Raw genomic sequence first — 24,187 nt, forward strand, 5'->3', positions numbered from 1 at the left:
ATTAGATCTTCACTAATAGAATTACATTACCGAATCCTTTATCTAGCCATGGTTTTAAAATGGATAAGGCTAGGTTTTCACTCGCTGTATATGTTTTATGAGTAGCTGAATATGTGTTAGAAACGCTTGTTCCCGATTGTGCTGATACTGTCTCGCTCAACACACCAGTTTCAACTTCTGTATAAAGGTTTCCATTCACAGTATCAGGTATCAGCTCTACTGCTGCCAATAGAATTGCATCTTTTAAGGGCTGATTATCTGTTGTATCTGGTAACTTAAGATTTGTTAGCCAAACATTGGTAATCATTACCGCGCGAGCTTTTGCACTATCGCTGCCTGCCCAATCGTTACCAAGTTTTGCATCGATATCTGCCACGGTAATGTATTCAATCATGACTTATTCCTGATCTTTTGATTGCTTGTTGTTTTTAGCAGGCGCTTTTGGACCGCTTGCCTGTGCATCGCCAGTATTTTCTGTTGATGGATTCTGATTTTCATTTGTTGCGCCAACTGGAGTGTCATCGCCTTGCAACTCTGCAATTCGTGCTTTCATAGCTGGCACATCATTTTTGAAAGCCATTAATTCTTCTTTTGCAGTCAAAAGCTGTTCTTCTGAGATAACCAGTTTGTTAGCCAATTCATCAAATTGCTCTACAGGGACAAGCGCATCATTAGTAACTTCACTCTCATCAATTGGTAGTGATTCACCTTCAATCAACTCATGTTCCGATGGATTGAATTGATCTACAGAGATAATTACGAACTCGCCTTGTGATTCATGGCTTGGTTTAATTTTTACTGTCTTAGACATTTTATTCTCCAAAAAGAATGGGGCCGAAGCCCCAAGTCATTAACCAAGCAAGATGATTGAATGCTCTGGTTTAACCATTGCACAACCCCAAGCAAGCGATACTTCGTATTGCACTTGGCGGTATTGGCGGTAAATGGCGATTTCAAAAGATAACCCACTAACAGGATCAGTTACGATCATACGGTCATCTGCAGAGTCACCACCTTCTGGAAGTGCAGGAATACGAGTCGCTAAGGCAATTGCAGATCGAGCAAACGCCAAGTTGCGAGTTGAAGTGGGCGCTACAGTAATTGCAGTTGCAGCTGCTGGAATTGCTTTACGCAAGCCCGGCTTTGCAAGTGTGATAGTTCCACCATTAGAAACATCAGTATCACCACCAACAACTACATATTGATTAGTGTCACCAGCGAAGGTAATCACATCACCTGCAACGATTGTTCCAGTACCAGCACTTGCAAGTGTGATTGAAGTTGCTCCAATTGCATAACCAGCGGCATTAGTTGTTGCACTAGCACCAGTTCCAGATGCAGGAGTTACCACCTGTGCAGATTCACGGATAGCAAAACCATGCACATCTAAAAGCACACCACGACGTAACAACGAATCGTCATTAGCTTCATTTGCTTTGGTTAATTGCGTAAGAGTTCGCATGTTAGCACCCGCAGTAGTATCAATTACTAACTGCAAATCACCTTTTGGTGCACCGTTATCTTGAAGAGCTTTAAGTGCTAGAGCACTGTCCTTCAAGTTGGTTGCAAAAGGCGTAGTGCCTGCTGTACCGACTGCTCGAGAAGCGCCAATTGCTAAACCTGCAACATCCGCTTCAACTTCATTTGCCAATGTACGCATAGCTTGAGCGAATTGATCGCGAAGAATTGTGTTGTAAGATGCCCCGTTATTATCAAGTGCAAGCTTTTCTTCACCATTCCAGCGAACTGGAACTCGACGAGCTTTAGTAATGGTCATATCAACCTTACCAATGTTTTGATCGCCATCATTAGGAGGTGTTACACCAGGATTAATATCTGTTGCAGTTGCCGCAGGTGCCACCGGTGAAGTTACAGTTTGTCCTTTAGCAGCGCGGTTATATGTCATGTCAGATGAAACTGCTGGAATAAAACCAGTTAATTCACGAGAAACAACATCAAGCGCATTAAAAATAGTGACCGTAAGGCCAGTTAAAGTGTTAGCCATTTATTAGCTCCATTAATCAATTACATTGCCGCCTTTGCGGATATAGTTAGCTTTTTCTGTAGGGGTCATTGCATCGAACTCACTACGTTTAATTGTGTTTTTGCTGCCTGAATTGTTCCCGCCTTGACCACCTGCACCATTAGGTTTTGGAAAGAAGTAAGGTTTTGATTCACGAATATCTTCAATCCACTCTTTAGGAGTAAGTGGGGTTTTGCCATCTTTACCAATAATTACGTCACCATTTGCATCGATCGCTACAGCATTGCCGTTTTCATCCAAGGAAAACTTAGATAAAGCGAGTGCTGTAATGTCGTCTGTCGCTTCTGGTAGTCCTTGTGCAGCACTAAATGCTTGTGCAATTTGACCTTTGACTACAGATTGCTTAAATTTATTTGCATATGCTTCCGCTTTGTCAGCTCTCGCCTTTTCCGCATCAAATAACTTTTGATGTTCGGCTTTCAATCGCTCAGTACGTTTTCCGAATACTTCGTCAATCTTGCCCTCAGCAAGCAATTTCGTTTCTTCGTCTTGTCCAGCTTTTTGAAGCAAGCCTTTAACTGCATCAATGTCCAGACCTTCAAATTGGCTTTTAAAATTGGTCAACTCATCAGATAAGGATCTATTCTTACCAAGAAGCTCATTGTTTTTAGCTTTAAGTCCAGAAACATGTTGTTCAACGTATTGGTCTAACTGTGCTTTGATTGCAGGATCTTCAAAATTAATGGTTGTTGAGCCTTGCCCACCAGAACCACCCTCACCCCCATCTGCACCAGCTTGATTTTGTAAAGACATTAATTGGCGTTTTAAAAATTCAGACATCTAAAATCTCCTAGAGATACCGCCTTGCGGATTTAATTGTTTGAGCCTTTGGCTTTGCTTCAGGCAATAAAAAAGCAGCCGAAGCTGCTAAGGTTTGAATTAAGTTGTTTTACATATTTCTATAAATAACTGGCTTTAATGCTTGAGATGCAATCCAAATATCGTTACGACATACAGGGCAATTCAACACATAGATAGTTTCGTTTCTATCGCTCATGACTCGCAACTCATTCTTTTAAAATTCGATAACTGAATAACACTTGCCACATGAGTCTCTATAGGTCTGCAACTCGGGCAGCACACCTCGACTAATTACTTTCATAATCCCAACCTCTTAAACATTTCTTCATCAAGCTTTTTGAGTTCAGCAAGTGTGAATGGCTGACCTGTAAGCGGATCAATAAACTTATCCAGAGAATATTTGCCCTCTTTGAATAGTTTGTATCTTGTCGGCCCAAGCCAAGACTTTTGAAAAGCTGCATCTTGTTTATCAAACCAACCTTTGAAAGTTGTATTTGAATCCACAACGCCTATTTCACCCTCACCATTCACTTTATTGTTGAATGGCCGCATACCAATGGTTTTTCCTGAGTCATCAGAAACGGGAATCAGGATTGATCTACAGTTTGGGTGAAGTGGCGGCACTGGATGAGGCTCATCCTTCTTGTAAACCCTGTCTGAATAACCCATACAGATTTTAGAAGTACGGCTATCCAGTGTTGCAATGAACTTTACGTACTTAACACCAATGGACTGATATGTTTCATTCAAAGCCACATTGGACACATGACTTCGAGCAGTGCGAACCATGGTAGAAATCTGGTTTCTGCTCTGATCAAGCAAACCGTCTTGATAGTTAAGTGCTTTCTTGCCTTTAATTCGCTGAACAATCTGCTGATTAGTCTGGCCTTTAGATAAACCATCTCGAATAGTTTGCTCAACTCTCACACGAGTCTCATCAGCAATTCGCGCAAAAATAGAATCAAGCAGTACACCACCACTTAAAGGTGTTTTCTTTGCCTTGTTGAATAGCGTCTTTCCGTTTGGCTCTATTTTGCGATTAGTGAGAGTTTTAGCCTGATATGTAGCTTCATATACTGCTAAGGTTGTAGCGCTTACTGTGAAGCTCTCAAGCAACCCTGATGCAACACTTGCCTGCCAAGTCTGAACTAATGTCCTAACTTCTTTCAAAGCAGGCGTTGTGTATTGTCCTGACATTAATGCTGTCTTTTCAGCATCGCTCAAGTCATCCAACAAGTCTCTTAACTTCGAGATCATCTCATTCGAGAGAGAATCGAATTGCGTTAAGAGATTATTGATTTCAGTTGAAGACAGTCGGTAAAGATAAGCTTGATGTGATACTAGAGCATCAAGTAGCGCCTGTTGTGACATCTGAGTTGCCATTAGTCACCCCTGCAACATATCCAGTCATTGGACTGTTAGTCATTTCGGTTTCAATGCGCTCTAACTCTTGGGAATATTCAATATCCGGGATTTTTCCTGTTCGAATATAATCCCAATAGGTTTCCATTGAGATTTTATTCCCCAATACAGCCTCATAGAGCTGTTTAGCAAGATTTACATCAAAACCTAATGAGCCAAAGTCAGGCTTAACATTAAAACGGTAATCTTTATCACTAAGCCCTAACCACAATGCGCCATACTTAATGACCTGCTCAATTGCTTCAGCAGCAGTAATAACCATTCCATACAATGTCGAATACTGGTCATCTTGACGAGCTTTGCGTGCTTCGCCTGATTCAGCACCACCAATGTCCATTACACGAGCACCAGCTTCTAAAGCTGCATTCTTTTGGTCACGCATTGCAGTGCGTTTAGCTTCTATTCCTACACCTTGAATTTCGAGATATCCGCATTGCCCACCTTGTGGTAATTGCCATGCAGCCATTGGACCCGTCACACGCAAAGGCTTATCTTCATCAACACCTGAAACCCAAGGTTGAGGATGACTAGTTAAATGCAACTCTTGGAAATATTCAGCACTTAACTGGTAATACTTAATAGCCGCCTTAGCCATTGTCATTAAAGGCATTTCGTCAATTGAAGGCGTATTATTCATACTGCCAACGTAAACAACAGGAATAAACGAAAGTGTCTTATTACCTAAGCCCGGATATGTTTCTTCAATTACTGTATTATCATCAGTAAATAATCTTGATCTGTATTTGCCGTCAATAATATCAAGAGCTCGGTAAAAGCACTCTTTATTGTGAGCAAATTCATCTTCAGAATTATCGTGAGCTTCTTTAAATACTGAAAGCGTCAAGTCTGTTCGCCCTGCAACAGTCTTTTCTTTCCAGTTAATGCCGTCTTTTGCCCAATACAACGCAATGTATGGCTTACCTGAATCGTCGAAATCAAGCATCAAAGCGCAACGTGCATAAGACAACTGAGCCTCTACTACTCGAAGGAATAATTGCTTTAAGCCAAACCCATCTGTTGTGGCCTGCTCAATCAATGGTTTTAACCGTGAATCTACAATATTGATATCTGGCTCAAGTTTTGACACTAGACCAATCATTGCTCTTTTAGAATCACGCACCCACTCAGGATATTCTGCGCGTTGTTTGAATGCTTCATAGATGCATTTATTTTTTGGATCTACTTCTTCAGCCATTATCATGCCTTGGGACTTTGGTAAAAGCTTTTCACCCTGCTCTTTTACACAACGTTCCCCACCCAAGGCATAATCCATAAATTCCCAATCCGGCATTGCCTTTGCATAATCCGGATGAACAGTACTAACTGTCATAATTCACCTACAGTAGTCCAATAATTGAAGTTTCTCCCACTGTCTTTTTGTTTAATGGGAACATATAAGCAACTGGATAAGTACCAGCATCATTAAGATGGTCAAAGCCTGCTTTTTTATCTGGCTGACCGTGATCATCATAGATTTGTCGTTCAAGACTTCTTGCAAACTCAGGACACTGCTTAAGGTTCACATATAGGCGTCTTTCGCCCATTGTGTTGCATAAGCGGCTATTCATTGAGTTGATACGATCTTTCACGGCAGGGTTTCTACTATTAACTTGAACCTTGAACCCAGCTTTCTTAAGTAGTGCAATATCAGTTTCACTAGCATTACTTGATTTGCGGTTATCACCAGAAGCATCTGGATAAACGATAATTTCGTGGTCCTGATATTTAGCTTTAATTGCTTCAATCATCGCTGGTGTGTCGAATAGGTCCTTAAACTCACCTACTGCATAAAGCTCTTCACCATCTCGAACGTAGACAACTGCCGCCATTTTCTGCACGTTAAAGTCCATGCCGATATGAAGTACGTCACCTTCTTTTACAACCTTTTCAGTGCAGTTAAAGGTGCGCTCAAAGCAGTAATAAATAACACCTTGATAAGTCTCAAAGCTTGCTTCGTATTCTTGGCGAAAGGTCTTTGGGTCCATCTTGCGACGAGCTACGTCAATTTCGCTTTCTGGAATGTTCCCACCTTGCAATGATGTATAGATCCAACTCTTATGATCAGGCTCTCGTCCATTTTGACCATCCATCCAAGTGTCATAGCAGTGGTTATACCCCTTTGGAGTCCCAATCCTTAGAACATTGCCACCAACCCGCTGCACGCCATTAACGGTATATTTGCAAGTTGAAAGCATTGGGCGAAGCACTTCTTCCCATGCAGCCCATTTACAGTCAGCCCATTCATCAATAATTAAGAAAAATAAACCAGAGCCACGAAGGTCATCATAGTTGTCCAAGCCCACAACACGAATTACATGACCAGTTTTTAAAGTGATAGTACATTCAGTTTCGTTAGGCTTGCCAAAGCGCCAAGAAGGCGGAATTGCTTGTTTTAATCTTTTCCAGAATACGCGCTTAGCCTGTTTAAAGGTTGGTGCTGCGTACCAGATTTCATCCTCTACAGATACATTCCACTTTTGAGCCAGTCTTGCAGCTCTTCGCATCTCCGCTTTTGCTAAGAATGTTTTGCCAAATCGACGCCCACACACTGCATCTCTAAAACGTGCTTCAGGTTGCCAGCCCCATACATAAATATTTGCCTGTTTTGGTGTAAGTTCTACTGCACCTTCAGGACTAAAGGATAGGTTCATTCGGCAATTCCTCGTCTGGTTTTAGATCAAGGCGGTAATCTTCTTCTGGTGGTTTTTCCTTAGGCGGATTAACTCGGCGTTTAATTTCTTCAAGTTCAAGCTTCTTAATTTCAAGTTCAATTTGTGCTTTTTCAGACATTGAATCTTTTTGATCTGACTTGCTTTCTTCTCTTGCTAATTTAATTAAGCTCTGCCTTAGCTGAACGTTTTTACCAGCCTTCTCGTACATCTTCTGGATTTCACGAAGGCGATAAAATTTATTAACGATAGGGATATCAAAAGCGCCCTTGTCAAATTCTTCTCTAGTTTTATTAAAAAGGTCTACAAACTTTTGACTTAGATCCTTCCCCCTAACCTTTGTAGGGTCATAAGCAGCTACTTGTTGTCGTCCAATTTCAATGCCGAATTCTTGTTTTACGGCATCTGCTACTTCTTGAGGGGTGTCACGACAAGCAAGAGACTGGACAATAAAGATTTTTACAGGCTCTTTTAGTGTTGCCATAACCACCTCTTTGTATCATTACGTATCAGAAGTGGTTGATTAATTAAGCCAACTTCAAAAGACACGTTCCACATGCATGAGCAATACTAGCCCTTGATATAGTCGGACCATCATTTGCAAGCTCCACCATAGTTTGTACATCTCGAGACATACCATAACGCTTAACAACCCCGTGAAACTCTTCAACGTCGTGCCCACGCATTTGCAGGACTGCATTATTGTCTGCGTCATAACAAGGCCCCATTGAGCTATATTTGTGAGCTAAGTGATATAACTCATGCTCAACCAACGCCATAAAGTCTTCATCTGAACAGTCAGTGCAATATCGAGCATCAAGAGTAATTAGTGCTTTTGGCAATTCACCAAACCATTTAATCATTTGAGCCTCTTGTCGGTCTTTTTGCCAGCCACTAGCTCTAAATGCCACTATCTCTGCTTGCCCATGAATATCTCTACCTTGCTTAGCAAATCCGCACTCAGCCCATAGAAACTTAACTCCTGTGTGCTCAATTAAGTGCTCATGATCTTCATTAAATAGGTTACTTTCTGGATTTAATATCCCTTGATGAAGCCAATCAGTAATTTCAGGAGCTGGGCAGAAGTTCATGGACATATCTTCACTGAGTTCTAATACCCATTCAGGCGGATAAGGTCTTTTCATAATTACCACCCTTTAATATGGATCATCAGGCGATCTAAGGAAAACACCCAACTCTTTTGATGCATACGCTTGTATTAACCCCATGTACTCAGAGAACTGTTTTGTACTTAATCTTGTTGTAGAAGTTTCTCTAATTACACCATTAGCAACTGCTTCATATTGTTCTGATTCTGATTGTTTAAGCATTGTGATTGCATGGCACATCTCGGCATATTCTTCATCATCACGCCTTAAAATATGAATTAAGAACTTCTTCTTAAACTCAAAATGACAGTCTTCTTTATCCTGCCCTGTCTTATTCTGGATTTCCTGCATCCATTCCCAATACAACGCATTTTGGTTTAAAGAACGCTTTGTGCTTTGAGGCTTAATGGTAACAACCAGAGGCTTCCCTTCACTCGCTGCCTTTGCATGATTAGTATTGAGATAGCCAATTACATAGTTGATGTCAGAATGGTTTTTGATGACGAATCTAGGTTCCATTTCAAAACACCTTATCATCTTTAAGATTAAGCATCCGCTCTGTTTTTTCTAACATCTTGTCGAACCATTCTTTAGATTCTACAAGTCCCATCCCTCGATACTGGTCAAACCATTGATGGCAGGAATGGCACAAAGGTATTGTGTATTTATCATCTGCTTTAATCCCCTTGCCTTTACCATGTTCACTGAAATTAGAATGAGCCGCTTGTGAGTGAGGATATCCGCATCTAACGCATGGTAACGCTCTTATTTCGTTTAGCCTCTTTGTCGAACGCATTTTCTAGATTCTCTATTCTGGTTCTGAGAGTATTTACTTCACGCTGGCATTCAGTCTTAAACGTATGGCTGCTGAATAAATGGTTATAGTTTTCTAATCGGCTAAGATTACGTTTATAGATTTCTAAATTCTTCTTCGCTTCGATTGTGTCCATGTTCACCCCAAGAAATGCCAGAATATCCAAATTATTGCAGCACAGAATGCAAGCCAAATGCCGACCTTAAAGCCCTTAATGAACTGAGGCTCTTCAAAACCTTCCATGAATTCTTCATGCAGTTCATTGTGAGCAGTGTTCCACTCATAAATGTCTTGCTTCTCTTTGGGAGTCATATAGATCTGAGCTTGCTTTTTTGTATGTGCCTTAGCAATCAATCGCTTTGCTTTCTTCTGTTTTCGATTCATAAATACCCCAATCCATTTGACTTAGATGAAATGAGCTTTGTGATAAGAACGTTTATTGTGGTGTGAGGTATCCTATCGTTTTCCTACCACAAACTAACCATGCCCACTCATTTCTCTAAATTAAACGCTAGAAAAAGAAAACCCCGTCAAACGACAGGGCTACAAACACTTAATCTTTCCACACTTTCTGCATTCTTTCTGATTGAACATGTCGGATTCATATTCCCAAACATGTATGCAAAAGACCTGCTTAATAATTCGGAGCATGTGAACCTCCTAGAATTTGGCGGAAGAGGTGGGTCTCGAACCCACACGCCATTTAAAGCTAACGGTTTTCAAGACCGCATCCATTAGGCCGAAACTTGGATTACTCTTCCATTACTGGCGGAAAGTATGAGGTTCGAACTCATGCGTCGCTGATAGCAACAATGGCTTAGCAGGCCATCCCCTTTACCAATTCGGGCAACTTTCCTATAGGCAACAAAAAAGCCCACGATTAAGTGAGCTTTTGAAATAAGGCAGTGAACCACATACACTACTGTCACTATAACATGAATATATCAAAGTACACCCTGACTTTCAAGCTCCTATTATGCGACTTTTGAATTGATATTTAGTAGCCAAGCGAACCATGCCTAACATTTTGTCGCGAGCTACTGAGAATTCAGACACTCCAAGCTTCTTAGCAATTGTCTCCTCTGACTTGAATTCAACATAAAACATTATGACAATTCTCATCCATTGCTTTGTTTTAGTTGTTTCATTCTGCATTAAGTGAGTAAGCATATCTGCCACTGCATCGGCATGCTCATCATTGATTTTACATAGTGGGGCAACACGTTGACGACGATCAACTACAACACCATTAGCAGTATCAATCAAATGACCTAGTACACTTGATTCACCAAGACTAAAATAATGATCATCCAACAATAACCATGACCCATATTGCTCTAAATGCCATTCAATTGGCTTCTCATGCCAGTTGATTGCCACTGAGAAATGTTTTCTTTTCAATTGTGTATTCACTGCCGCATTCATCTCTTTCCCCTTACTTGCCGTATTTCTTGATGTGATTTCTGACTTTTTCTCTGTTGACTTCTCCGCTCGCTATCTGTTCATACATTTTTCTGGTCTGCCAAATGACATAAATAATGAGAATGGGAGAAAACAAAATTCTCAGGATGATTAGAAGCAGCTTTAAAGAAGCTTCTGCATAGTCCTTGAGGTCACACCAATGATCTTCAAACCATCCCTTTAGAAAGAATCCTTGCCATTGGAGTGTGAGCTTTAATGCATCTACATCTACCTTTGATTTCATACCGTCACCCTTAATCATCTAATTCTGCTTTGTTTATAAGTATTGAGTACATTTCTTTTGAATAGTTTGATATTGGGAACTTCTTGCCTATTAGCTCTGCAAACTCATCATCAATTTTTCGAACAAGATCCATATATTGAATCTGCTTTTCATCAGTCTCACCTGTAGGCCATTCAGGTGTCCTAGCTTGGTACTCCTCTGCCCATGCTTTGACTTGTTCAGCTTTATCTTCATATCGAGTGCGAAAGAAAGCATGAAAACCTTCTTCGTATTGTTCGTATGTCCCAACTTCGTAAAAGACCATCACGTCACCTCAAATCATCAAATACTTTTTAATTTCATCTATGGCTTCATCTGCACCGAAGCAGACTTTGCACATGTAACCTTGTTCTTCTAAGCGTTGAATCATGAGCCTTTGACTTGGTTGTAATTTCCCTTTCTTTGACTTCAATTCAATCCAAAGCCCGTGTATCTCACCATTTGGAACAATTAGCTGAAGGTCTGGAACACCAGCCTTCACGCCCAACTTCTTAAACTTTGCAGCTTCAATTATGTTTCTTGAGCCACCATTGGGAATATGGAATAAGTAATCACTCAAACGACCTGAACCATACTTCACACGATGCGCCCAACTCATGAGCGTCATCTGTTCTTGATCTTCTGTAGGCACTCGATTAAATCGCTTAGAACGAGCTGCCTTTTGTGACTGGACCCTTTGAGCCTCTTTGAATGTGGTCATAGCTCAATCCTATGGTTGGTTAGGCTTGCACCTTTTGAGATGGCCTCTTCTGCTTTCTTGCGATGTTCATCGTATTGATCCCCCTTGAGCGCTTGCTCTAACTTCTTAACCGTGTCAAAACCAATGGCACCTGATAAATACATATTTTCAATTTCGATAATTACTGCATCCACCCGCTTTTGCAGCTTCAGCATGTTTATGCCTTGTTGGGTGTAAAGTGCTTGCAGCTCCTCCACTTTCGCTTGCTGGTGCTGCCAGCAGTTTGCCCATGCTTCCCATTTTTCGTTAAATGACTCCAAATCCATTGCATCAGTACTTTTTGTTCCATTTGAAATGTATCTTCCGAATTCACCAAGAGTCACATCAAAATCAACACCTGTTCTGAATAATCCAATCCAGTACCTTTGCTTTTCAAACTCTTCTCTACACTTATCCATTTTTGACCTCGCAATTCGGCGAAATGTGGTTTTCTAGTTTGTCTAATACTTCGCAGTCAATGCGGTGGCCTATCTGCTTTTCTGCTTCAGTTGCTTTGCGATACCTATCAAGTTTCTTCTTTGCAATTGTTATGATCCCAAAGTCTTTGCTAAAGCCATGAAAGTAGTATTTATGCTCATAGATCAGCTCAATAGCTCCTGTATTCACAGCCGTTTTATTAACCAAGATGTCGCCTTTTTTAAACTCACTCATGGCTGGCTCCTTTTTTAAAGTGCTCATCAAACCACTCATCAATTTCTTGTGTGGTAGCTAAGTGGGAAATAACTCCAGCACATAAAACAGCTACAACAATAAACATTCGGCTCATGTCATCACTTAGAATCGCTGGGCCGAAGATCCAATAAAACAAGCCAATCGTAGAAAGCCCCACTACAACAAATTGAAGGAACTTAACAATCAATTTAAAAATAGTTTTACTCATCCCCGCCTCCGTATATTGATTCGTGGTCGCGGATGGCTTGTTCTAAACGTGGTCTTGTGCACATCCAGTTATCAATCCAACGATGCTCAAATTCATCCCAATCGAGCTTTATTAATTCAGCCAATGTTCCTTTTGCCGCATCGATTCCATCTAGGTCGCTAATGATGTCCAAAGACTCCACCAGACGCTCTAGGCCAGCAATAGAGACACAAGATTCACAATCACTAACAACATCTGAGTCGCAATAATTAATGTAGTCCTTGCAATCCATGCACCACTCAGAAGCCCATTCAGGAGACTCATTAATAATTCGTTTAGCCTCTGGCAAACCCCAATCACGAATAAACTGTTCTGGTTTCATTGTTGCTCTCCGTCACGTTTGGTAATGCTTTCAGCTTTGAACTCTTCAATCTTCCCTGCACGTCTAAGTTTGATATACAAGCATGCAGCTGCTCTTGTCTCGGTTGTTTTTAACCCATGGTTGTACGCGCAGCGTAGTGCCATCATTTCTTTGTAATTCATCTGCCTAACTCCACCATGTTCAAAACAGAAACTTCCATTTCAGCAAGCACGTAATTTTTTAATTCGCGGTAGGTGTTGTTTTTGAATGCCTCATGTACTTCTTTAACCACGATCATGTCGAAGTAAGGACGCTTTCTTTTTTCCGCGATTGTGATTAATCGGAATTTAATTTCTGATAGAGTCACGCTGCACCTCTCTCTTCCACTGGGAATGACATGCCTACGAAACGACAAATATCTAAGCGATCCTGAACCTTTACAGATCCACGCTTACCGTGACGGTTTTTAGCAATGATTAATTCAGTTACACCTGTAGGTGCATTTGTCTCTTTTTCGAGTAATGGGTGGACCATGATAATTTGGTCTGCATCCTGTTCAATTTGACCTGAGTCTTTAAGGTCGCTTGCAACAGGTTTATGTCCTTCTGCTGCTCGGTTGAGTTGAGCTAATGCAATTACTGGACAATCAAACTCTTTAGCCATGGCTTTTAAATCACGGCTGATTGATGCAACTTCTTGAACGCGGTCCTTCTTAGATGGGTCTCGGATTAAGCCGATATAATCAACAATGATGCAGCCTAGAGCCTTGTATTTGCGTTTTGCTTTACGCGCATAGCTTTGGATTTCAGAAATTGTTGGCTTTTGCTTTTCTTCAATAAAAATTGGAAGGTTGCGGAACTGAGCTATCGTGGCAGTAAGCTTTTCAAACATCCCGTCATAAATTTCCCCATTGTGCAGATTGTTATATGGGATATGCCCTAATGCTGAGATCATACGGTTGGTTAGGGTTGGCGTATCCATCTCAGCAGAGATAAACAATACTGGCATGTTGTAGCGCTTAGCAGTTTGCATTGCACACATCTGCGCGAGTGTTGACTTGCCACTACCCGGACGACCACCAATAACACAAAAATGTCCTTTCTCGATTGTGCCAAGAAGGTTATCAAGATGAGGAATATTGAACTGGACACCTATGAAGCCCTTTTGTTCCTTCTGGGCAATCTTTTTCTCAAATCGCTCAAGTGTCTTTTCTAAAGCTTGGTTAAAATCAAAGCCTGTTTGCTTTTGCTCAATTGAATTACTAGACGAACTAAATAAATTCTCAGCAGCTAAGTAAACATCAGTAATGGTCAAATCTTTAGCGCACTCTGCAATCGAGAGACCAATATTTTCAACTTCACGATGCTGCTTAAGTTTATTCAACTCAGCAACAAAATATTCTAGGTGGTGTACGCTACCAACTGCACTGTTAAGTTCAATTAAATACTCTTCCCCGCCAATATCATTGAGAAGGTTTCGCTCTTGTAGATGCTTGCAAACAAATACTGAGTCATAAGGCATATCTGAGTTCGCCAACTCAACAATTGCGCGGTAAATAATTTTGTGACGACCAGCGTAAAAATGTTCCTCAGTCAAATCGTTTGCAACTACTTCAAGTGAGTTGCTTGTTGTCATGAGTGCAACAAGAACACTCTGCTCAATTGTCATATTTTGAATGTTTGTACTCATTACCAGTCTCCATATTGCAATTGGGCATTAGAGAAATCAGGAGTTGCCACAGGACTGTTGACCTGAAACCAAAATTCGTTCTCCCATTGTTTTTGGTTTAGCCAAACGCTAGGTGATGGAATGAACTCACCATCCTGCTTTGTCCAAGAGACATCGGATTTTTGTTTTTCAAGAATCGAGATTAATTTTTCAATCTCAAACTCAGATTCATATTTTTTGAAAGTTTTATAAGTGCCAGACTTGTCTGATTTACGTTTACAAGTTGGATATGCAGACCAGAACTTCTCGAAATCATCGGAATACTCATTTTTCGCTTTTGACTTTTTGTCTTTTTCCCTTGGTAGGTTCTTTGGTAGATTCATTGGGAGGTTCTGTATCCCAAAATTGGGATGGGTAGAGGTACCGTTTTTGGGATGGGTAGGTATCCCAATTTCGGTACCAGTACCAATTTCGGTACCAGTACCAATTTCGGTACTGATTGGTTGGTTTTCACGACCATCAACACCAACTAATTTTAGTACACGCACTCCGTTACCAATTTTCTTGCCAGTGTCCAAAACAAGACCCAATTCAATCAAATCGGAAATAACTTTCAGAATGGTTTTTCTGTTTAGCAATGTATCTCTGTGAAGTCTTTCTGCGCTTGGATAGCAAGTAAAATCCTCACCTGCTCTATCAGCTAGAGACACAAGTACCAATCTTTGAGTGGCAGATTTAACAGGAGCCTTCCAAGCCCATAGAGTTGCGTCTAAGCTCATATTAGGCTCCTCTTAAACTCTTCATAAGCATCGTTGATTTCTTCAATGAAGAATTCATCACTTGAAGCATCGTAGAGCCTTTGAAGATCACCATACTGACGGGCATATTTCGCGCCTTCATAAACTCCATGCTCATACTCCCTTATGAACCGCAAAGCTGTAAGATTCATAGTAATGACGCTCCAAGTTACTTTTAGCCTCAGCTACAGCGACCGAGTTTTTTAAACTGCGTTCTGTTGCATAAGCCTCAACCGCTTTTTGAAACAAACTAATCTTCCGATTTAGTTCAATGTCTGCTAATATTTGATAGTTCATTTAATCCACCTTGTTTGAACATTGAGCCTGATTGTCACCATCAGGCTTTTTCTTTATATCCAAGCTCAAAACACATGCCGAAATCTTCAATGTCATCTTGAAAAAGATCGTCAATTGTTTGTTTGCTTTCCATCCACGCTTTTGACATCACAAAAAGCGCATTTAGTTTTTCCTCGCTAATCATTCGATATTTCTTGAGGACAGTCTTAAATCCAAGAACATCCAATAGCACTAAACAGTTCTCAAGCTCAGTCAAGCCATTGGATTTTCTATCATTTTTCATTCGTGATAATGTGCTTGGATCAATCCCCAACTGTTCAGCAACCTGACTTTGATTGCTTGATGCAAGGGCTTGCAAAACTCTAGAAACTTCATTTCTAGCCCTTGCACTCAATTCGGTTGATACTTTGCTCATGGTTTAGTTCCTAAGCGGTTAATTGTTTTGAACAATATTCCTTCCATAAATTTTCTAGTTTTCTTCCTAGATCATATGAAAGGCGTTTCCCACATAACCCGCGCTCTAAATCACTAACGTAATTCTGTGAGCACCCGATTTCTGCGGCTATAAATGTCTGAGTAAGACCCTTTTCCCTTAACTCAGAGATCATCTTCTGCCATTGATTCATGGGCGGTCTCCGATAATTTTTATTAAATATATAGGTTTTCCGATATTTATTCAATAGCCAAACCGATTGAAATATGTATCAGAATTCCGATAGAAGTAACGATGGACAAATTTATGGCTACTTTGGGCGAAAACTTAAAAGCAATTCGCAAAGCTAAGAAAATGACTCAAAAAGAACTGGCTATGAAGTCAGGTGTCAAACAATCTGTAATTTCTGATCTCGAAACAGGGAATGCCAAATCGACAGGCTCTATACTTGAGCTGGCTACCGCACTTGGTGTTACCGCAGAAGAGCTAAAAAAAGGAATTGTCAGTAAGTTTGACAATAATGTTGAGCCTATAACTAAAAAACTAATTCCCGTTCTTTCTTGGGTGCAGGCAGGGACAATGACATCAGTAGAAGCTATCGATCCTAATAAAATAAATGAATGGTTGCCACCACTTAGTGCAGATGATCCAGATGGTTGTTTTTATTTGAGAGTAGTTGGAGTAAGTAATTCCCCTAGATATGAAGAGGGAGACTACATTTTAGTTAATCCAAACTATCAAGTTTGCGATCTAATCGCTGATGACCTCATCGTTGTTAGAAATAATTCAGACGCAACCTTTAAGAAGCTTGTAATTGAAAGCGACCAGCGCAAATACTTGCAAGCATTAAACCCCAACTTCCATCCTAATATTATTGAATTTGAAGATGGTATGGAGCTCGTAGGCTTAGTTATTGATGCATTTAGACCATTAGGCGGATCACGTCCAAAGCGTGTTAGAAAAAGTTAAATTAAGGTTTTAGGTGATATATGGACAATTCAAAACTACCAATCAACCAGATTATTGCTCGCATCAATGATGCTGCGAAACATGGTGAAGCTTTGGTGCTAACAGCCGAAGAAGTAAAGATTCTTTCTAAAGACATTGGCGATAAGGTCTTTATTCCTGTGCTTACTAATGAGCAGGTCGTGCAGTTGGTAAAAGAAGGAAAGCTTGAGCAAAAGATTAATAAAACCAAAGATTAATAAACTGTGAACCCGGTACAGTCATTGGATAAGGTGAAGGCAGACATTACGCTGCTTTGTGGGGTTTTGGATTGGGAATTAATTGGGCTAAATTCAGCAAGTGCTAAAATAAATCTAGTATAATGCTAGGTATCTACAAGAGGCTTTTAAAGACTGATGGTTATTGAATTGGTTAAACACTCACCAAATGCGCTAAGGCGCTATATGACTGACATGAATGTGTCAGCGAGTGCACTCGCCAATTTAACTAAGATATCTCAAAGCAAAATTAATAAGGCCTTGGATGAAGTTGAAGTATTTAAGCTGAGCCAATTAGAAACTATTTCAAAAGTTTTATTTGTGCCAACAGTGTATCTAACAACTGATAATTTTATCTATGAGCGTAATACGCCTGAAATAATAGAATTTAGAAATCATATAGATATCCCAGAAGATAGATATAAAGAAAATGCTTTAGTGCAGGAATTTTGCCAAGTTAGAGATAACTTTATATCTATATTAAGTTCTCTGAATGAAGAGCCTAAAGCTTTCGATTTGAAGCTTAGCGGAACTAATGCAGAAGAAGATGCTCAAGCAATAATTGACTATTTTGGTTTTTACACACACAGCAAAAAAATCAAGAATTCAGATGATTACTTTAATGCTTGGAGAGACATTGTAGAGCTCATGGATGTAGTAGTTATAGATAGAGGGCGTGATAAATTTGGCTCGGATGGTATGTGTTTGTATTTTGATGCGGTACCCATTATTGCCATTTTTAGCTCAGGACAATCTCAATCTAGAAAGCTATTTACTTTAGTTCATGAAATTGTCCATTTAGGATTAGGTAGTAGTGTCTTTGATGGGCGATTACTAGAATCTGACAATAGTCTTGAAAAATATTGTGATCAAGTTACAGGGTATGTTTTAGCCCCAAAAAATATTGTGGCTGATTGCTTTAATGAAAATTTAACCATCGAAGAGAATGTTATTCTTATTCGAAAACAAACAAAAGCAAGCAAGGCAGCTATTGCCATTCAGTTAAAAATACTTGGATTAATAAATCAAGATCAGCTTGCTGATTATTTAGATTACATCAAACCCAAAGAAAATGGTGGGGGGTTCGGTTCTAAGAAGGAAAATATGGTCTTAAAGTATTTTGGCTACAACTTTGTTGAAAAAGTTATGAGTGCAATGTGGCAAGAGCGCATATCATCCAATACCGCCAAAAATATTCTTGGATTCAATAAGACATCAAAACCGTCAGCCTTTAAAGAATTGCAGCAAAAGGTCTTCTAATAATGATTAAAATTAGCTTAGATACAAATGCTGTATTAGACTTTTGTTACAGAAATTATCCAGAACAAATATTTAAGGAAATATGGAGTTCTTTAGAAAGCTCCAGACTAGCCAACCAAGTTAAGTTTTATATGTGTGAAGCTGTTTTGCATGAAATTGAACAAAAGATTGCAGACTATGAGTATGATGAATCAATATTTCATGCCTTTCTTGATCGTTTCTGCGTTCATCAAATCAAGCCAAATGAACACGGAGCATCAATCCTTGGTTTAAAACAAGAGTTATTAAAATATAATGCATCAAAAAATTCACACCACGTAACAAAAGATAATTACGCTGATCTTGATGTTGTTAGTTTGGCTCATCATTATGGTTCAGATGCTTGTGTTATAACGTGCGAGCAAAGAAATCCTTTTTTAAACTGGGATGCTAAATCACAAGGCCACAACATGAAAGTTCCCAATATTTGTGAAAAACTAAATATTGAATGTGGTAACTGGTCTTATTTATTTTCAAAACTTGGATTTTTGTTTTAATTATTTTTATATTTCCCCATCCAACCCACCACCACGGTGGGTTTTCTTTTGTCTATTAAAGCATAAAAAATCGGATTTTCTATAAAAATATCGGATTACCTATTGACTAATAATATCGGAAATGCGATATTTATCTCACAGACAACAAAAAAGTCCCAGACATTCGACCGACGGGACTTTTACTCAATGAGTGAGAAGATTATGACACAGAAATTCGAAATTAAAAATCGCTTCACAGAAGAAGTCCTTTTTACCTGTGATGTTCCTGAAGGTATGGAATCAGGAATGATTGCTCGTCATGTATTAGAAAGTGCGATTGCTGCCGGTGCCGACCTTAGCTGTGCCAACCTTCGCGGTGCCAACCTTCGCGATGCCAACCTTCGCGGTGCCGACCTTTTTGGTGCCAAAGCTGCCCCGCTCATTGTTTACGGATTGCGCTGGAATGTGATTATTAGTGGCTTGGGGAAAATGCGAATTGGCTGCCAAGAACACAGTGTTGAAGATTGGAAATCATTTGATGATGCGCGTATCACGCGCATGGATAGCGAAGCGCTTGAATTTTGGAATCAACACAAATCAATGCTTTTGAATATGTGTGATAGCTACGTTCATCCAGTTCAGGAGGAATCTAGCAATGACTGAGAATAAATATTCAATCAAGCAAGCGTTTGTTGATGGTACGTCAGGATTCTTATTGTTCTGGGTAGTTTTCTTTTTAGCTGTAGGTTTTTTACGTAGCTGTGCCGACGAACAAGCAGCAAACGAACTCAAAGCAAAACAGAACATGTATGTGCGTGTGCAAGTGGAAGGAGCTAACTAATGAACTCAAAAGCATTATGCCTCCAGGCAAACCCGAACCTTTATTGTAAGCCTATTGGTGCTGGCATGTTCCAGTTTTACCAAATCTTTGAAGGCCAATATTTCTTTGCTAACTCAGCTAATACTGAAAAAGCAGCATGGGATTTAGCACTTAAGAAGTTGGAAGAAGACAAGGAGCCCTCTCATGGATAACTACAAAATCAAAGTTAAAGATGAAGCTAGCGCAGATGAAGCAAGGGATCTATTTAAAAAGATTGGTTACCAGCCTGATAACTCTTCATATGAACCATATGTGGGATGGGTTGCAGTTTTTGAAGATGGTAGCGGAAGTTTCTACCGCCACAATATGAATTTGGATGAGTGCGTAGAAATTACTATAGCTCAACTCCGCGACCTTGTCGTGTTGAAGCGTAATGATGTGAGAGATGCGACACATCGCGACAAGCTGGATGAATCAATCTATTTAACTAGCGATAAGGTCATTTATTACTGGTGTGGAGAATGGTGTAAATCAGCAATTAATAAATCAAATGACTATGAAGATTATATTGCGAATAGCCTGACGCCTATTACTCAACCCCAAGACCCAGCCTTGATTAGCGGTGCGGAGGCAAAGCTTGCGTGGGCTAATGGAGTTGATATTCAAATCAAGAATGTAAATTGTGTCAACTGGTATGACTTAGATGAGAGCAAATACAATCTTGATATTTTTGATAATGTTCGTGTTGATTTCCGCCTCAAACCTCAAACCATCAAGCTTGAACTTGAGCTACCGAAGCCTTTTGAGCCAGAAGTTGGTCAAGAAGTTTGGTTTATTGATGACAATAGCAAATGTGGCTACTCGCGATCTGCTGAATATGGGAGTGACATTTACTCTTACTTTGGTTGGTGGCGCACCGAAGAAGAAATCAAGCAAGTCGTAGCGCAACTCAGAAAGATACGAGGTGCCTCATGATCATAGCCCTTTTATACATCTTGATGTTTAACCTCATCTTGGCGGTTCACTGGGGGATTATCTAATGAATATGTTAGCCCTTAAACCCGAGCTGCTATGCCCTTCTTTCCCTTACTTAGATATGTCTACTGACATTCAAGTCGAAGGTGAGACGGTCTATTTCGATCTAACTTACGGCTGCAATGTTCTTAACTGCCAGATCAAAGCCGAAACGACTTATGACACTCGTGAAGTAACTGATCAGTTCAGTGGTTGTGCACATGACCAAGAGTATGAAGTGCTTGTAGTAGACACAAGAACTCATGCTGTTGTGACTGATAAAGACGGCATTGAGTCACCAATTGGCTTACGTTTCAAGCTTACAGATGCACAAGTACATAGCTTAAACGAGCAGCTTAAATACTACGCCGAAGAATTGGCAGATGAAGAGCGGGAGTGGTGTGATCAAGTGCATGAGAAAAGAAAACTACTTGAAGCCATTGATGTGCTTATCCGTCGTCCTGCTTCAGCAACAGAGACAACACTTGCTGAGGCAATGGCCTACTTCAAGATGCTAATTGAGGAGTCTACACAAGGACAAATTGAAGTCCGGTATTCAGACACTACTCAGCAGTTGCCATTTTAAGAATTAGGAGAAGATTATGAATGCGCCAGTTTTGGTACATAACATGTCGAATGCAGCGTATCACGCTCATTCGGCTGTTAGTAGCTCTCAGCTTAAAACCATTCTGCGTTCTCCTGCCCACTTCTTTGCTGAGCATATGAGTGATAAGGAACACAAGCAGACTCCTGCAATGGCACTTGGTACTGCGGTTCATGTTCTATTCCTTGAACCAGAAGTTTTTAACGATGAAGTTGCAATCGAACCAATCGTTAATAAGCGAACAAATGTAGGTAAAGAAGCAATAGCAAAGTTCTTACAGGACAATGCAAGCAAGACAATCATTACCGAAGAACAGTATCAAGCAGCCGCTAAAGCTGCGGAAGCAATGAAACGCCACCCAATGTACAACATGATTTTATCGGGTGGTATTCGTGAAGCTTCAATCTTTTTTGATGATGAAGAAACAGGTCTTGAATGTCGTATTCGCCCTGATTGGCATGTAGCACCTGAAACAAGTGAATATTTCCCTAACGGGTTAATTGTAGACATCAAAAAGACAACGGATGCGCGTGCGAATGCATTTTCAAGAAGTTGCCAAAACTATGACTACTCACTTTCAGCGGCTATGTATATCAATGGATACAAGGCTTATTACGGTGATGAATACAACCCTTCTTTCCTATTTTTTGCAGTAGAAGAAGACGATCCGCATGAGTCAATCATCTATTACGCATCAGATGAAATGCTGTTTATTGGTGAGCAGAAACGCCGATCTGCAATGCTGACTCTACTTCAATGCAAAGAGTCAAATGAGTGGCAAGGCTACACAAAACAGATTCAACCAATTGATTTGCCTTTATGGGCTAAGAAAGAATTTCTAGGAGAATAACAATGAATATGCTTGCAACATTAAATCAAGGCATTGTTCCTCAAGCTGAAACAGCAGCAAACGTACTTGCAGCACAAGCAAAGGCTCAAGTTGAAGCGCGTTATATGATGGCTATGCATCGCCCTAGAAATTGGGATGCTGTGCGCCAAGACCTTTTAAAAGAATGCCGTCGCCCTTCATTTGCTGACAATACATCTACCTACTACAAAAAGCCCGTAGGTGGTCGATCTGTAACAGGTTTAGGAATACGTTTTGTTGAGGTCGCAATTCGCTGTATGACAAATATTCTTGTTGAAACAACAATGATATTTGAAGATGAACATAAGGAGATTCATCGCGTCTCAGTAACTGATCTTGAGTCAAATACAACATACCCACAAGACATAAAAATCAATAAAACAGTGGAACGCAAGGCAATTGCGGGTCGTGATGTTGTTAGTGAGCGCCTCAATAGTGAGGGTCAAAAAGTATATGAGGTTGTTGCCACTGAAGATGAAATGCTTAATAAGCGAAATGCGGCAATTTCAAAAGCTATTCGTAATGCTGGACTTCGTATCATTCCAGGTGATCTACAGGATGAAGCAGAGCATTTAATTCTGCAAACCCGTCAAAGTGGCATCAAAGAAGATCCAGAGAAGTACCGCAAACAAATTGTAGATTCATTCAACACCATTGGTGTTAAAGCTCAAAACCTTGTTGATTATATCGGCTGCCCTCTTGATCAGTGCTCACCTGCCCAAATTGACGAATTGCGCGCTGTCTTTGGTGCAATCAAAAACGGTGAAACTACATGGCAAACAGTTATTGCTGAGAAAAACGAGCAAGAGTTATCAGAAGGCAAAAAAGCTCCTTCAAATGACATCAATGCAGTAAATCAAGCAATTCAGCAACAAGGGTAAGGTGGCAGCATGAAACAAATCGAATTAAACACAATTAGCGGTACTTCTGACCAGATCGCAGAAGAGATTTTTAAGAAAATTATTGGGCCTATGGTTGATGAAATGAATAGCCAAGATAAAGACTCAGCAAAGGTTTTCACATTCTCAGTAATGTGGCTTGGTATGGCTCTATATGCTGCTCAATTTGAACCGCACAATGCCAAGAAAACAATTCAATTTAGTGTTGATCAGTTCATGCAAACGTTCGACAAATTCAGCAAAAGACCGAGCTAAGGAGCAGCAGCATGACAGATTTGAATAAGGGAAGAGAGCTAGAAGCTCAAATTGAAGTTTTCAAGAAAGAAACTATGGAGCTTTGGTTTGTGCCTGATTTAGCTGACACGTACAAAAATAAGGATCTATTCAGCTATTCAATTATGGATGGTGAAGTCTTCTTTATGCGTGAACAGGCACGCCAATTATGGAGTTTTTGGAATAAAGCCAAAGCTCAGGCGGTGCCAGAGAAAAAGATTTACTTAACCTGTGAGCAATTATATGCAGCAGCAAACTTTGGTGCACCAAACAAAGATCCAGAACTTTTAGAAACTGAATTAACAATTGCTTGGTTTGAGGAAGCTCATAGCGGCAGTGGTTACTACGTTTATATAAGTGAGTATCCAGAAGAAGGTGCAATGAAGCTGGAAAGCGAATCGGGAGCTGAGGGATGAGTGAATTTAACTTTGAGCAACTTTATCTAATGGCTCTCATGAATAGTAAAAAGCCAAAGTACGTTTTGAATTGGGTTCATGTATCCAGACATGGGCCAGGTGCGACAAAAGCTACAGAAATTTGTGAATATTTTGGGATAGATCCAGAAGGCACTGATTTTAGAAAAGCGGAAAGTAAGGAGGGGTGAAATGACAGCAATTGCGAATATAGGTAGTAACTTTGTTGTAGCGTTACCACCTTCGGACATCTGGCTTAATGACTCCCAAGCTGCTGAGTTCTTGGGATATGGAGATGTACATTTTAAGGCAGCAGTTTGCTGCCTACCAACCTTCCCTAAACCGCGCTATGTTATTAAGTGCGGTCAAGGAAGACGATGGAACTTGGCAGAGTTGTCAAACTGGTTGAACGAACAGTCAGATGATGAACCTAAAAGAGGACGACCACGTAAAATAGCCAAGTGATTTGACAATGAATCGAATTGAATGTAATTTAAATATGCACCCGCAAAATCGGGTGTTTGGATTGGTCTCCAAAAGT

At 40.2% G+C, this 24,187-nt stretch carries 41 protein-coding genes, 2 tRNA genes and 1 pseudogene; 15 read left to right on the forward strand and 29 right to left on the reverse strand.

Annotation, left to right across the window (positions count from 1 at the left end):
- Position 1: 1 nt before the first annotated feature.
- From GO593_RS00575 to GO593_RS00715, 29 genes are all read right to left on the reverse strand, one after another.
- Entirely contained in the window at positions 2-394 is a 393-nt protein-coding gene (locus GO593_RS00575; RefSeq protein ID WP_000575197.1) for a hypothetical protein, read from the reverse strand.
- Between the two features lie 3 nt (positions 395-397).
- Positions 398-811: a hypothetical protein gene (locus tag GO593_RS00580; RefSeq protein WP_000048012.1), complete on the reverse strand. Its 414-nt coding sequence runs from the start codon at positions 809-811 to the stop codon at positions 398-400.
- 39 nt (positions 812-850) lie between these two features.
- A complete protein-coding gene (locus GO593_RS00585; protein ID WP_000024161.1) occupies positions 851-2,005 on the reverse strand; it encodes a hypothetical protein in 1,155 nt (384 codons plus the stop codon).
- A 12-nt stretch (positions 2,006-2,017) separates the two neighbouring features.
- A complete protein-coding gene (locus GO593_RS00590; RefSeq protein ID WP_001288712.1) occupies positions 2,018-2,824 on the reverse strand; it encodes a hypothetical protein in 807 nt (268 codons plus the stop codon).
- Positions 2,825-3,142: 318 nt separating this feature from the next.
- Positions 3,143-4,228 carry a minor capsid protein gene (locus GO593_RS00600; protein WP_000235338.1) on the reverse strand — a complete coding sequence of 362 codons (1,086 nt, stop codon included), beginning with the start codon at positions 4,226-4,228 and terminating at the stop codon, positions 3,143-3,145.
- Positions 4,194-5,597 carry a DUF4055 domain-containing protein gene (locus GO593_RS00605; RefSeq protein ID WP_000218941.1) on the reverse strand — a complete coding sequence of 468 codons (1,404 nt, stop codon included), beginning with the start codon at positions 5,595-5,597 and terminating at the stop codon, positions 4,194-4,196. The genes GO593_RS00600 and GO593_RS00605 overlap by 35 nt, the downstream gene beginning before the upstream one ends.
- Before the next feature lie 7 nt (positions 5,598-5,604).
- Positions 5,605-6,918: a phage terminase large subunit family protein gene (locus GO593_RS00610; RefSeq protein ID WP_001053886.1), complete on the reverse strand. Its 1,314-nt coding sequence runs from the start codon at positions 6,916-6,918 to the stop codon at positions 5,605-5,607.
- A complete protein-coding gene (locus GO593_RS00615; protein ID WP_000212562.1) occupies positions 6,902-7,420 on the reverse strand; it encodes a DUF2280 domain-containing protein in 519 nt (172 codons plus the stop codon). The genes GO593_RS00610 and GO593_RS00615 overlap by 17 nt, the downstream gene beginning before the upstream one ends.
- 43 nt (positions 7,421-7,463) lie before the next feature.
- The gene (locus tag GO593_RS00620; RefSeq protein WP_000828567.1) at positions 7,464-8,081 is read right to left on the reverse strand and encodes a putative metallopeptidase; all 618 of its coding nucleotides are present in this window, start codon (positions 8,079-8,081) and stop codon (positions 7,464-7,466) included.
- Between the two features lie 12 nt (positions 8,082-8,093).
- Positions 8,094-8,564: a recombination protein NinB gene (locus tag GO593_RS00625; RefSeq protein WP_000433700.1), complete on the reverse strand. Its 471-nt coding sequence runs from the start codon at positions 8,562-8,564 to the stop codon at positions 8,094-8,096.
- Between the two features lies 1 nt (position 8,565).
- Positions 8,566-8,841, reverse strand: coding sequence for a DUF968 domain-containing protein (locus tag GO593_RS00630; protein WP_001257964.1), 276 nt, complete (start codon positions 8,839-8,841; stop codon positions 8,566-8,568).
- The gene (locus tag GO593_RS00635) at positions 8,792-8,995 is read right to left on the reverse strand and encodes a hypothetical protein (protein ID WP_001984758.1); all 204 of its coding nucleotides are present in this window, start codon (positions 8,993-8,995) and stop codon (positions 8,792-8,794) included. Before GO593_RS00635 ends, GO593_RS00630 begins: the two co-directional genes overlap by 50 nt.
- Before the next feature lie 2 nt (positions 8,996-8,997).
- A complete protein-coding gene (locus tag GO593_RS00640) occupies positions 8,998-9,243 on the reverse strand; it encodes a hypothetical protein (protein WP_001080482.1) in 246 nt (81 codons plus the stop codon).
- Positions 9,244-9,527: 284 nt separating this feature from the next.
- Positions 9,528-9,620, reverse strand: a tRNA-Ser gene (locus GO593_RS00645).
- 5 nt (positions 9,621-9,625) lie between these two features.
- Positions 9,626-9,715, reverse strand: a tRNA-Ser gene (locus tag GO593_RS00650).
- Between the two features lie 107 nt (positions 9,716-9,822).
- On the reverse strand, positions 9,823-10,284 hold the full coding sequence (locus tag GO593_RS00655) for a hypothetical protein (RefSeq protein WP_000990565.1): 462 nt from the start codon (positions 10,282-10,284) through the stop codon (positions 9,823-9,825).
- A gap of 10 nt (positions 10,285-10,294) precedes the next feature.
- Positions 10,295-10,582, reverse strand: coding sequence for a hypothetical protein (locus GO593_RS00660; RefSeq protein ID WP_000589568.1), 288 nt, complete (start codon positions 10,580-10,582; stop codon positions 10,295-10,297).
- Complete coding sequence (locus GO593_RS00665) at positions 10,575-10,868, reverse strand: hypothetical protein (protein ID WP_000232347.1); 294 nt, start codon at positions 10,866-10,868, stop codon at positions 10,575-10,577. The genes GO593_RS00660 and GO593_RS00665 overlap by 8 nt, the downstream gene beginning before the upstream one ends.
- 9 nt (positions 10,869-10,877) lie before the next feature.
- On the reverse strand, positions 10,878-11,303 hold the full coding sequence (locus GO593_RS00670; protein WP_000206510.1) for a VRR-NUC domain-containing protein: 426 nt from the start codon (positions 11,301-11,303) through the stop codon (positions 10,878-10,880).
- Positions 11,300-11,740 carry a hypothetical protein gene (locus GO593_RS00675; protein WP_000356507.1) on the reverse strand — a complete coding sequence of 147 codons (441 nt, stop codon included), beginning with the start codon at positions 11,738-11,740 and terminating at the stop codon, positions 11,300-11,302. The genes GO593_RS00670 and GO593_RS00675 overlap by 4 nt, the downstream gene beginning before the upstream one ends.
- Positions 11,733-11,993 (reverse strand): hypothetical protein, encoded by a 261-nt coding sequence (locus GO593_RS00680; protein ID WP_001288624.1) that lies wholly within the window; start codon positions 11,991-11,993, stop codon positions 11,733-11,735. The genes GO593_RS00675 and GO593_RS00680 overlap by 8 nt, the downstream gene beginning before the upstream one ends.
- Complete coding sequence (locus GO593_RS00685) at positions 11,986-12,222, reverse strand: hypothetical protein (RefSeq protein ID WP_000047547.1); 237 nt, start codon at positions 12,220-12,222, stop codon at positions 11,986-11,988. The genes GO593_RS00680 and GO593_RS00685 overlap by 8 nt, the downstream gene beginning before the upstream one ends.
- Positions 12,215-12,583, reverse strand: a complete 369-nt coding sequence (locus GO593_RS00690) for a hypothetical protein (RefSeq protein WP_000801870.1) — start codon at positions 12,581-12,583, stop codon at positions 12,215-12,217. Before GO593_RS00690 ends, GO593_RS00685 begins: the two co-directional genes overlap by 8 nt.
- Positions 12,580-12,744: a hypothetical protein gene (locus tag GO593_RS19030; protein WP_001106886.1), complete on the reverse strand. Its 165-nt coding sequence runs from the start codon at positions 12,742-12,744 to the stop codon at positions 12,580-12,582. The genes GO593_RS00690 and GO593_RS19030 overlap by 4 nt, the downstream gene beginning before the upstream one ends.
- A gap of 181 nt (positions 12,745-12,925) precedes the next feature.
- Entirely contained in the window at positions 12,926-14,251 is a 1,326-nt protein-coding gene (locus GO593_RS00695) for a replicative DNA helicase (protein WP_000106159.1), read from the reverse strand.
- A complete protein-coding gene (locus GO593_RS00700; protein ID WP_000050651.1) occupies positions 14,251-15,009 on the reverse strand; it encodes a helix-turn-helix domain-containing protein in 759 nt (252 codons plus the stop codon). The genes GO593_RS00695 and GO593_RS00700 overlap by 1 nt, the downstream gene beginning before the upstream one ends.
- 132 nt (positions 15,010-15,141) lie before the next feature.
- The gene (locus GO593_RS00705) at positions 15,142-15,324 is read right to left on the reverse strand and encodes a hypothetical protein (protein ID WP_001984752.1); all 183 of its coding nucleotides are present in this window, start codon (positions 15,322-15,324) and stop codon (positions 15,142-15,144) included.
- Positions 15,325-15,364: 40 nt separating this feature from the next.
- Positions 15,365-15,739, reverse strand: coding sequence for a helix-turn-helix domain-containing protein (locus GO593_RS00710; RefSeq protein ID WP_000049343.1), 375 nt, complete (start codon positions 15,737-15,739; stop codon positions 15,365-15,367).
- A gap of 10 nt (positions 15,740-15,749) precedes the next feature.
- The gene (locus tag GO593_RS00715) at positions 15,750-15,950 is read right to left on the reverse strand and encodes a helix-turn-helix domain-containing protein (protein ID WP_001077693.1); all 201 of its coding nucleotides are present in this window, start codon (positions 15,948-15,950) and stop codon (positions 15,750-15,752) included.
- A 113-nt stretch (positions 15,951-16,063) separates the two neighbouring features.
- Here GO593_RS00715 and GO593_RS00720 point away from each other — a divergent pair, with 113 nt between their 5' ends.
- The 15 genes and pseudogenes from GO593_RS00720 (at position 16,064) to GO593_RS00790 (ending at position 24,111) form a co-directional block, all read left to right on the forward strand.
- A complete protein-coding gene (locus tag GO593_RS00720; RefSeq protein ID WP_000212391.1) occupies positions 16,064-16,726 on the forward strand; it encodes a LexA family protein in 663 nt (220 codons plus the stop codon).
- 20 nt (positions 16,727-16,746) lie between these two features.
- Positions 16,747-16,962: a hypothetical protein gene (locus tag GO593_RS00725; protein ID WP_000370475.1), complete on the forward strand. Its 216-nt coding sequence runs from the start codon at positions 16,747-16,749 to the stop codon at positions 16,960-16,962.
- 156 nt (positions 16,963-17,118) lie between these two features.
- The gene (locus GO593_RS00730; protein WP_002135396.1) at positions 17,119-18,240 is read left to right on the forward strand and encodes an ImmA/IrrE family metallo-endopeptidase; all 1,122 of its coding nucleotides are present in this window, start codon (positions 17,119-17,121) and stop codon (positions 18,238-18,240) included.
- A gap of 2 nt (positions 18,241-18,242) precedes the next feature.
- On the forward strand, positions 18,243-18,776 hold the full coding sequence (locus GO593_RS00735) for a DUF4411 family protein (protein ID WP_000590883.1): 534 nt from the start codon (positions 18,243-18,245) through the stop codon (positions 18,774-18,776).
- A 201-nt stretch (positions 18,777-18,977) separates the two neighbouring features.
- Positions 18,978-19,418, forward strand: coding sequence for a pentapeptide repeat-containing protein (locus tag GO593_RS00740; RefSeq protein WP_000192227.1), 441 nt, complete (start codon positions 18,978-18,980; stop codon positions 19,416-19,418).
- On the forward strand, positions 19,411-19,596 hold the full coding sequence (locus GO593_RS00745) for a hypothetical protein (RefSeq protein ID WP_000138429.1): 186 nt from the start codon (positions 19,411-19,413) through the stop codon (positions 19,594-19,596). Before GO593_RS00740 ends, GO593_RS00745 begins: the two co-directional genes overlap by 8 nt.
- On the forward strand, positions 19,596-19,787 hold the full coding sequence (locus tag GO593_RS00750; protein ID WP_001084984.1) for a hypothetical protein: 192 nt from the start codon (positions 19,596-19,598) through the stop codon (positions 19,785-19,787). The genes GO593_RS00745 and GO593_RS00750 overlap by 1 nt, the downstream gene beginning before the upstream one ends.
- Positions 19,780-20,550, forward strand: a complete 771-nt coding sequence (locus tag GO593_RS00755; RefSeq protein ID WP_000371050.1) for a hypothetical protein — start codon at positions 19,780-19,782, stop codon at positions 20,548-20,550. The genes GO593_RS00750 and GO593_RS00755 overlap by 8 nt, the downstream gene beginning before the upstream one ends.
- 64 nt (positions 20,551-20,614) lie before the next feature.
- A pseudogene (locus GO593_RS00760) lies at positions 20,615-20,980 on the forward strand (hypothetical protein); the annotation flags it as partial.
- 211 nt (positions 20,981-21,191) lie between these two features.
- Positions 21,192-22,043 (forward strand): PD-(D/E)XK nuclease-like domain-containing protein, encoded by an 852-nt coding sequence (locus GO593_RS00765; RefSeq protein WP_000993519.1) that lies wholly within the window; start codon positions 21,192-21,194, stop codon positions 22,041-22,043.
- A gap of 2 nt (positions 22,044-22,045) precedes the next feature.
- The gene (locus tag GO593_RS00770) at positions 22,046-22,942 is read left to right on the forward strand and encodes a hypothetical protein (protein WP_001056664.1); all 897 of its coding nucleotides are present in this window, start codon (positions 22,046-22,048) and stop codon (positions 22,940-22,942) included.
- 9 nt (positions 22,943-22,951) lie between these two features.
- Positions 22,952-23,215 carry a hypothetical protein gene (locus GO593_RS00775; RefSeq protein ID WP_000809321.1) on the forward strand — a complete coding sequence of 88 codons (264 nt, stop codon included), beginning with the start codon at positions 22,952-22,954 and terminating at the stop codon, positions 23,213-23,215.
- A gap of 11 nt (positions 23,216-23,226) precedes the next feature.
- Entirely contained in the window at positions 23,227-23,649 is a 423-nt protein-coding gene (locus GO593_RS00780; protein WP_000130799.1) for a hypothetical protein, read from the forward strand.
- Complete coding sequence (locus tag GO593_RS00785; RefSeq protein ID WP_001288762.1) at positions 23,646-23,837, forward strand: hypothetical protein; 192 nt, start codon at positions 23,646-23,648, stop codon at positions 23,835-23,837. The genes GO593_RS00780 and GO593_RS00785 overlap by 4 nt, the downstream gene beginning before the upstream one ends.
- Position 23,838: 1 nt before the next feature.
- The gene (locus tag GO593_RS00790) at positions 23,839-24,111 is read left to right on the forward strand and encodes a helix-turn-helix transcriptional regulator (RefSeq protein WP_000123989.1); all 273 of its coding nucleotides are present in this window, start codon (positions 23,839-23,841) and stop codon (positions 24,109-24,111) included.
- The last annotated feature ends 76 nt before the right edge of the window (positions 24,112-24,187 follow it).

Origin of the sequence: Acinetobacter baumannii, assembly GCF_009759685.1 — a bacterium.
Lineage (GTDB): Bacteria > Pseudomonadota > Gammaproteobacteria > Pseudomonadales > Moraxellaceae > Acinetobacter > Acinetobacter baumannii.

Excerpts from the sequence above, each read along its gene's own strand:
- GO593_RS00575 (WP_000575197.1), bottom strand. The coding sequence starts at position 394 with ATGATTGAATACATTACCGTGGCAGATATCGATGCAAAACTTGGTAAC.
- GO593_RS00580 (WP_000048012.1), bottom strand. The coding sequence starts at position 811 with ATGTCTAAGACAGTAAAAATTAAACCAAGCCATGAATCACAAGGCGAG.
- GO593_RS00585 (WP_000024161.1), bottom strand. The coding sequence starts at position 2,005 with ATGGCTAACACTTTAACTGGCCTTACGGTCACTATTTTTAATGCGCTT.
- GO593_RS00590 (WP_001288712.1), bottom strand. The coding sequence starts at position 2,824 with ATGTCTGAATTTTTAAAACGCCAATTAATGTCTTTACAAAATCAAGCT.
- GO593_RS00600 (WP_000235338.1), bottom strand. The coding sequence starts at position 4,228 with ATGGCAACTCAGATGTCACAACAGGCGCTACTTGATGCTCTAGTATCA.
- GO593_RS00605 (WP_000218941.1), bottom strand. The coding sequence starts at position 5,597 with ATGACAGTTAGTACTGTTCATCCGGATTATGCAAAGGCAATGCCGGAT.
- GO593_RS00610 (WP_001053886.1), bottom strand. The coding sequence starts at position 6,918 with ATGAACCTATCCTTTAGTCCTGAAGGTGCAGTAGAACTTACACCAAAA.
- GO593_RS00615 (WP_000212562.1), bottom strand. The coding sequence starts at position 7,420 with ATGGCAACACTAAAAGAGCCTGTAAAAATCTTTATTGTCCAGTCTCTT.
- GO593_RS00620 (WP_000828567.1), bottom strand. The coding sequence starts at position 8,081 with ATGAAAAGACCTTATCCGCCTGAATGGGTATTAGAACTCAGTGAAGAT.
- GO593_RS00625 (WP_000433700.1), bottom strand. The coding sequence starts at position 8,564 with ATGGAACCTAGATTCGTCATCAAAAACCATTCTGACATCAACTATGTA.
- GO593_RS00630 (WP_001257964.1), bottom strand. The coding sequence starts at position 8,841 with ATGCGTTCGACAAAGAGGCTAAACGAAATAAGAGCGTTACCATGCGTT.
- GO593_RS00635 (WP_001984758.1), bottom strand. The coding sequence starts at position 8,995 with ATGGACACAATCGAAGCGAAGAAGAATTTAGAAATCTATAAACGTAAT.
- GO593_RS00640 (WP_001080482.1), bottom strand. The coding sequence starts at position 9,243 with ATGAATCGAAAACAGAAGAAAGCAAAGCGATTGATTGCTAAGGCACAT.
- GO593_RS00655 (WP_000990565.1), bottom strand. The coding sequence starts at position 10,284 with ATGAATGCGGCAGTGAATACACAATTGAAAAGAAAACATTTCTCAGTG.
- GO593_RS00660 (WP_000589568.1), bottom strand. The coding sequence starts at position 10,582 with ATGATTAAGGGTGACGGTATGAAATCAAAGGTAGATGTAGATGCATTA.
- GO593_RS00665 (WP_000232347.1), bottom strand. The coding sequence starts at position 10,868 with ATGGTCTTTTACGAAGTTGGGACATACGAACAATACGAAGAAGGTTTT.
- GO593_RS00670 (WP_000206510.1), bottom strand. The coding sequence starts at position 11,303 with ATGACCACATTCAAAGAGGCTCAAAGGGTCCAGTCACAAAAGGCAGCT.
- GO593_RS00675 (WP_000356507.1), bottom strand. The coding sequence starts at position 11,740 with ATGGATAAGTGTAGAGAAGAGTTTGAAAAGCAAAGGTACTGGATTGGA.
- GO593_RS00680 (WP_001288624.1), bottom strand. The coding sequence starts at position 11,993 with ATGAGTGAGTTTAAAAAAGGCGACATCTTGGTTAATAAAACGGCTGTG.
- GO593_RS00685 (WP_000047547.1), bottom strand. The coding sequence starts at position 12,222 with ATGAGTAAAACTATTTTTAAATTGATTGTTAAGTTCCTTCAATTTGTT.
- GO593_RS00690 (WP_000801870.1), bottom strand. The coding sequence starts at position 12,583 with ATGAAACCAGAACAGTTTATTCGTGATTGGGGTTTGCCAGAGGCTAAA.
- GO593_RS19030 (WP_001106886.1), bottom strand. The coding sequence starts at position 12,744 with ATGAATTACAAAGAAATGATGGCACTACGCTGCGCGTACAACCATGGG.
- GO593_RS00695 (WP_000106159.1), bottom strand. The coding sequence starts at position 14,251 with ATGAGTACAAACATTCAAAATATGACAATTGAGCAGAGTGTTCTTGTT.
- GO593_RS00700 (WP_000050651.1), bottom strand. The coding sequence starts at position 15,009 with ATGAGCTTAGACGCAACTCTATGGGCTTGGAAGGCTCCTGTTAAATCT.
- GO593_RS00705 (WP_001984752.1), bottom strand. The coding sequence starts at position 15,324 with ATGAACTATCAAATATTAGCAGACATTGAACTAAATCGGAAGATTAGT.
- GO593_RS00710 (WP_000049343.1), bottom strand. The coding sequence starts at position 15,739 with ATGAGCAAAGTATCAACCGAATTGAGTGCAAGGGCTAGAAATGAAGTT.
- GO593_RS00715 (WP_001077693.1), bottom strand. The coding sequence starts at position 15,950 with ATGAATCAATGGCAGAAGATGATCTCTGAGTTAAGGGAAAAGGGTCTT.
- GO593_RS00720 (WP_000212391.1), top strand. The coding sequence starts at position 16,064 with ATGGCTACTTTGGGCGAAAACTTAAAAGCAATTCGCAAAGCTAAGAAA.
- GO593_RS00725 (WP_000370475.1), top strand. The coding sequence starts at position 16,747 with ATGGACAATTCAAAACTACCAATCAACCAGATTATTGCTCGCATCAAT.
- GO593_RS00730 (WP_002135396.1), top strand. The coding sequence starts at position 17,119 with ATGGTTATTGAATTGGTTAAACACTCACCAAATGCGCTAAGGCGCTAT.
- GO593_RS00735 (WP_000590883.1), top strand. The coding sequence starts at position 18,243 with ATGATTAAAATTAGCTTAGATACAAATGCTGTATTAGACTTTTGTTAC.
- GO593_RS00740 (WP_000192227.1), top strand. The coding sequence starts at position 18,978 with ATGACACAGAAATTCGAAATTAAAAATCGCTTCACAGAAGAAGTCCTT.
- GO593_RS00745 (WP_000138429.1), top strand. The coding sequence starts at position 19,411 with ATGACTGAGAATAAATATTCAATCAAGCAAGCGTTTGTTGATGGTACG.
- GO593_RS00750 (WP_001084984.1), top strand. The coding sequence starts at position 19,596 with ATGAACTCAAAAGCATTATGCCTCCAGGCAAACCCGAACCTTTATTGT.
- GO593_RS00755 (WP_000371050.1), top strand. The coding sequence starts at position 19,780 with ATGGATAACTACAAAATCAAAGTTAAAGATGAAGCTAGCGCAGATGAA.
- GO593_RS00765 (WP_000993519.1), top strand. The coding sequence starts at position 21,192 with ATGAATGCGCCAGTTTTGGTACATAACATGTCGAATGCAGCGTATCAC.
- GO593_RS00770 (WP_001056664.1), top strand. The coding sequence starts at position 22,046 with ATGAATATGCTTGCAACATTAAATCAAGGCATTGTTCCTCAAGCTGAA.
- GO593_RS00775 (WP_000809321.1), top strand. The coding sequence starts at position 22,952 with ATGAAACAAATCGAATTAAACACAATTAGCGGTACTTCTGACCAGATC.
- GO593_RS00780 (WP_000130799.1), top strand. The coding sequence starts at position 23,227 with ATGACAGATTTGAATAAGGGAAGAGAGCTAGAAGCTCAAATTGAAGTT.
- GO593_RS00785 (WP_001288762.1), top strand. The coding sequence starts at position 23,646 with ATGAGTGAATTTAACTTTGAGCAACTTTATCTAATGGCTCTCATGAAT.
- GO593_RS00790 (WP_000123989.1), top strand. The coding sequence starts at position 23,839 with ATGACAGCAATTGCGAATATAGGTAGTAACTTTGTTGTAGCGTTACCA.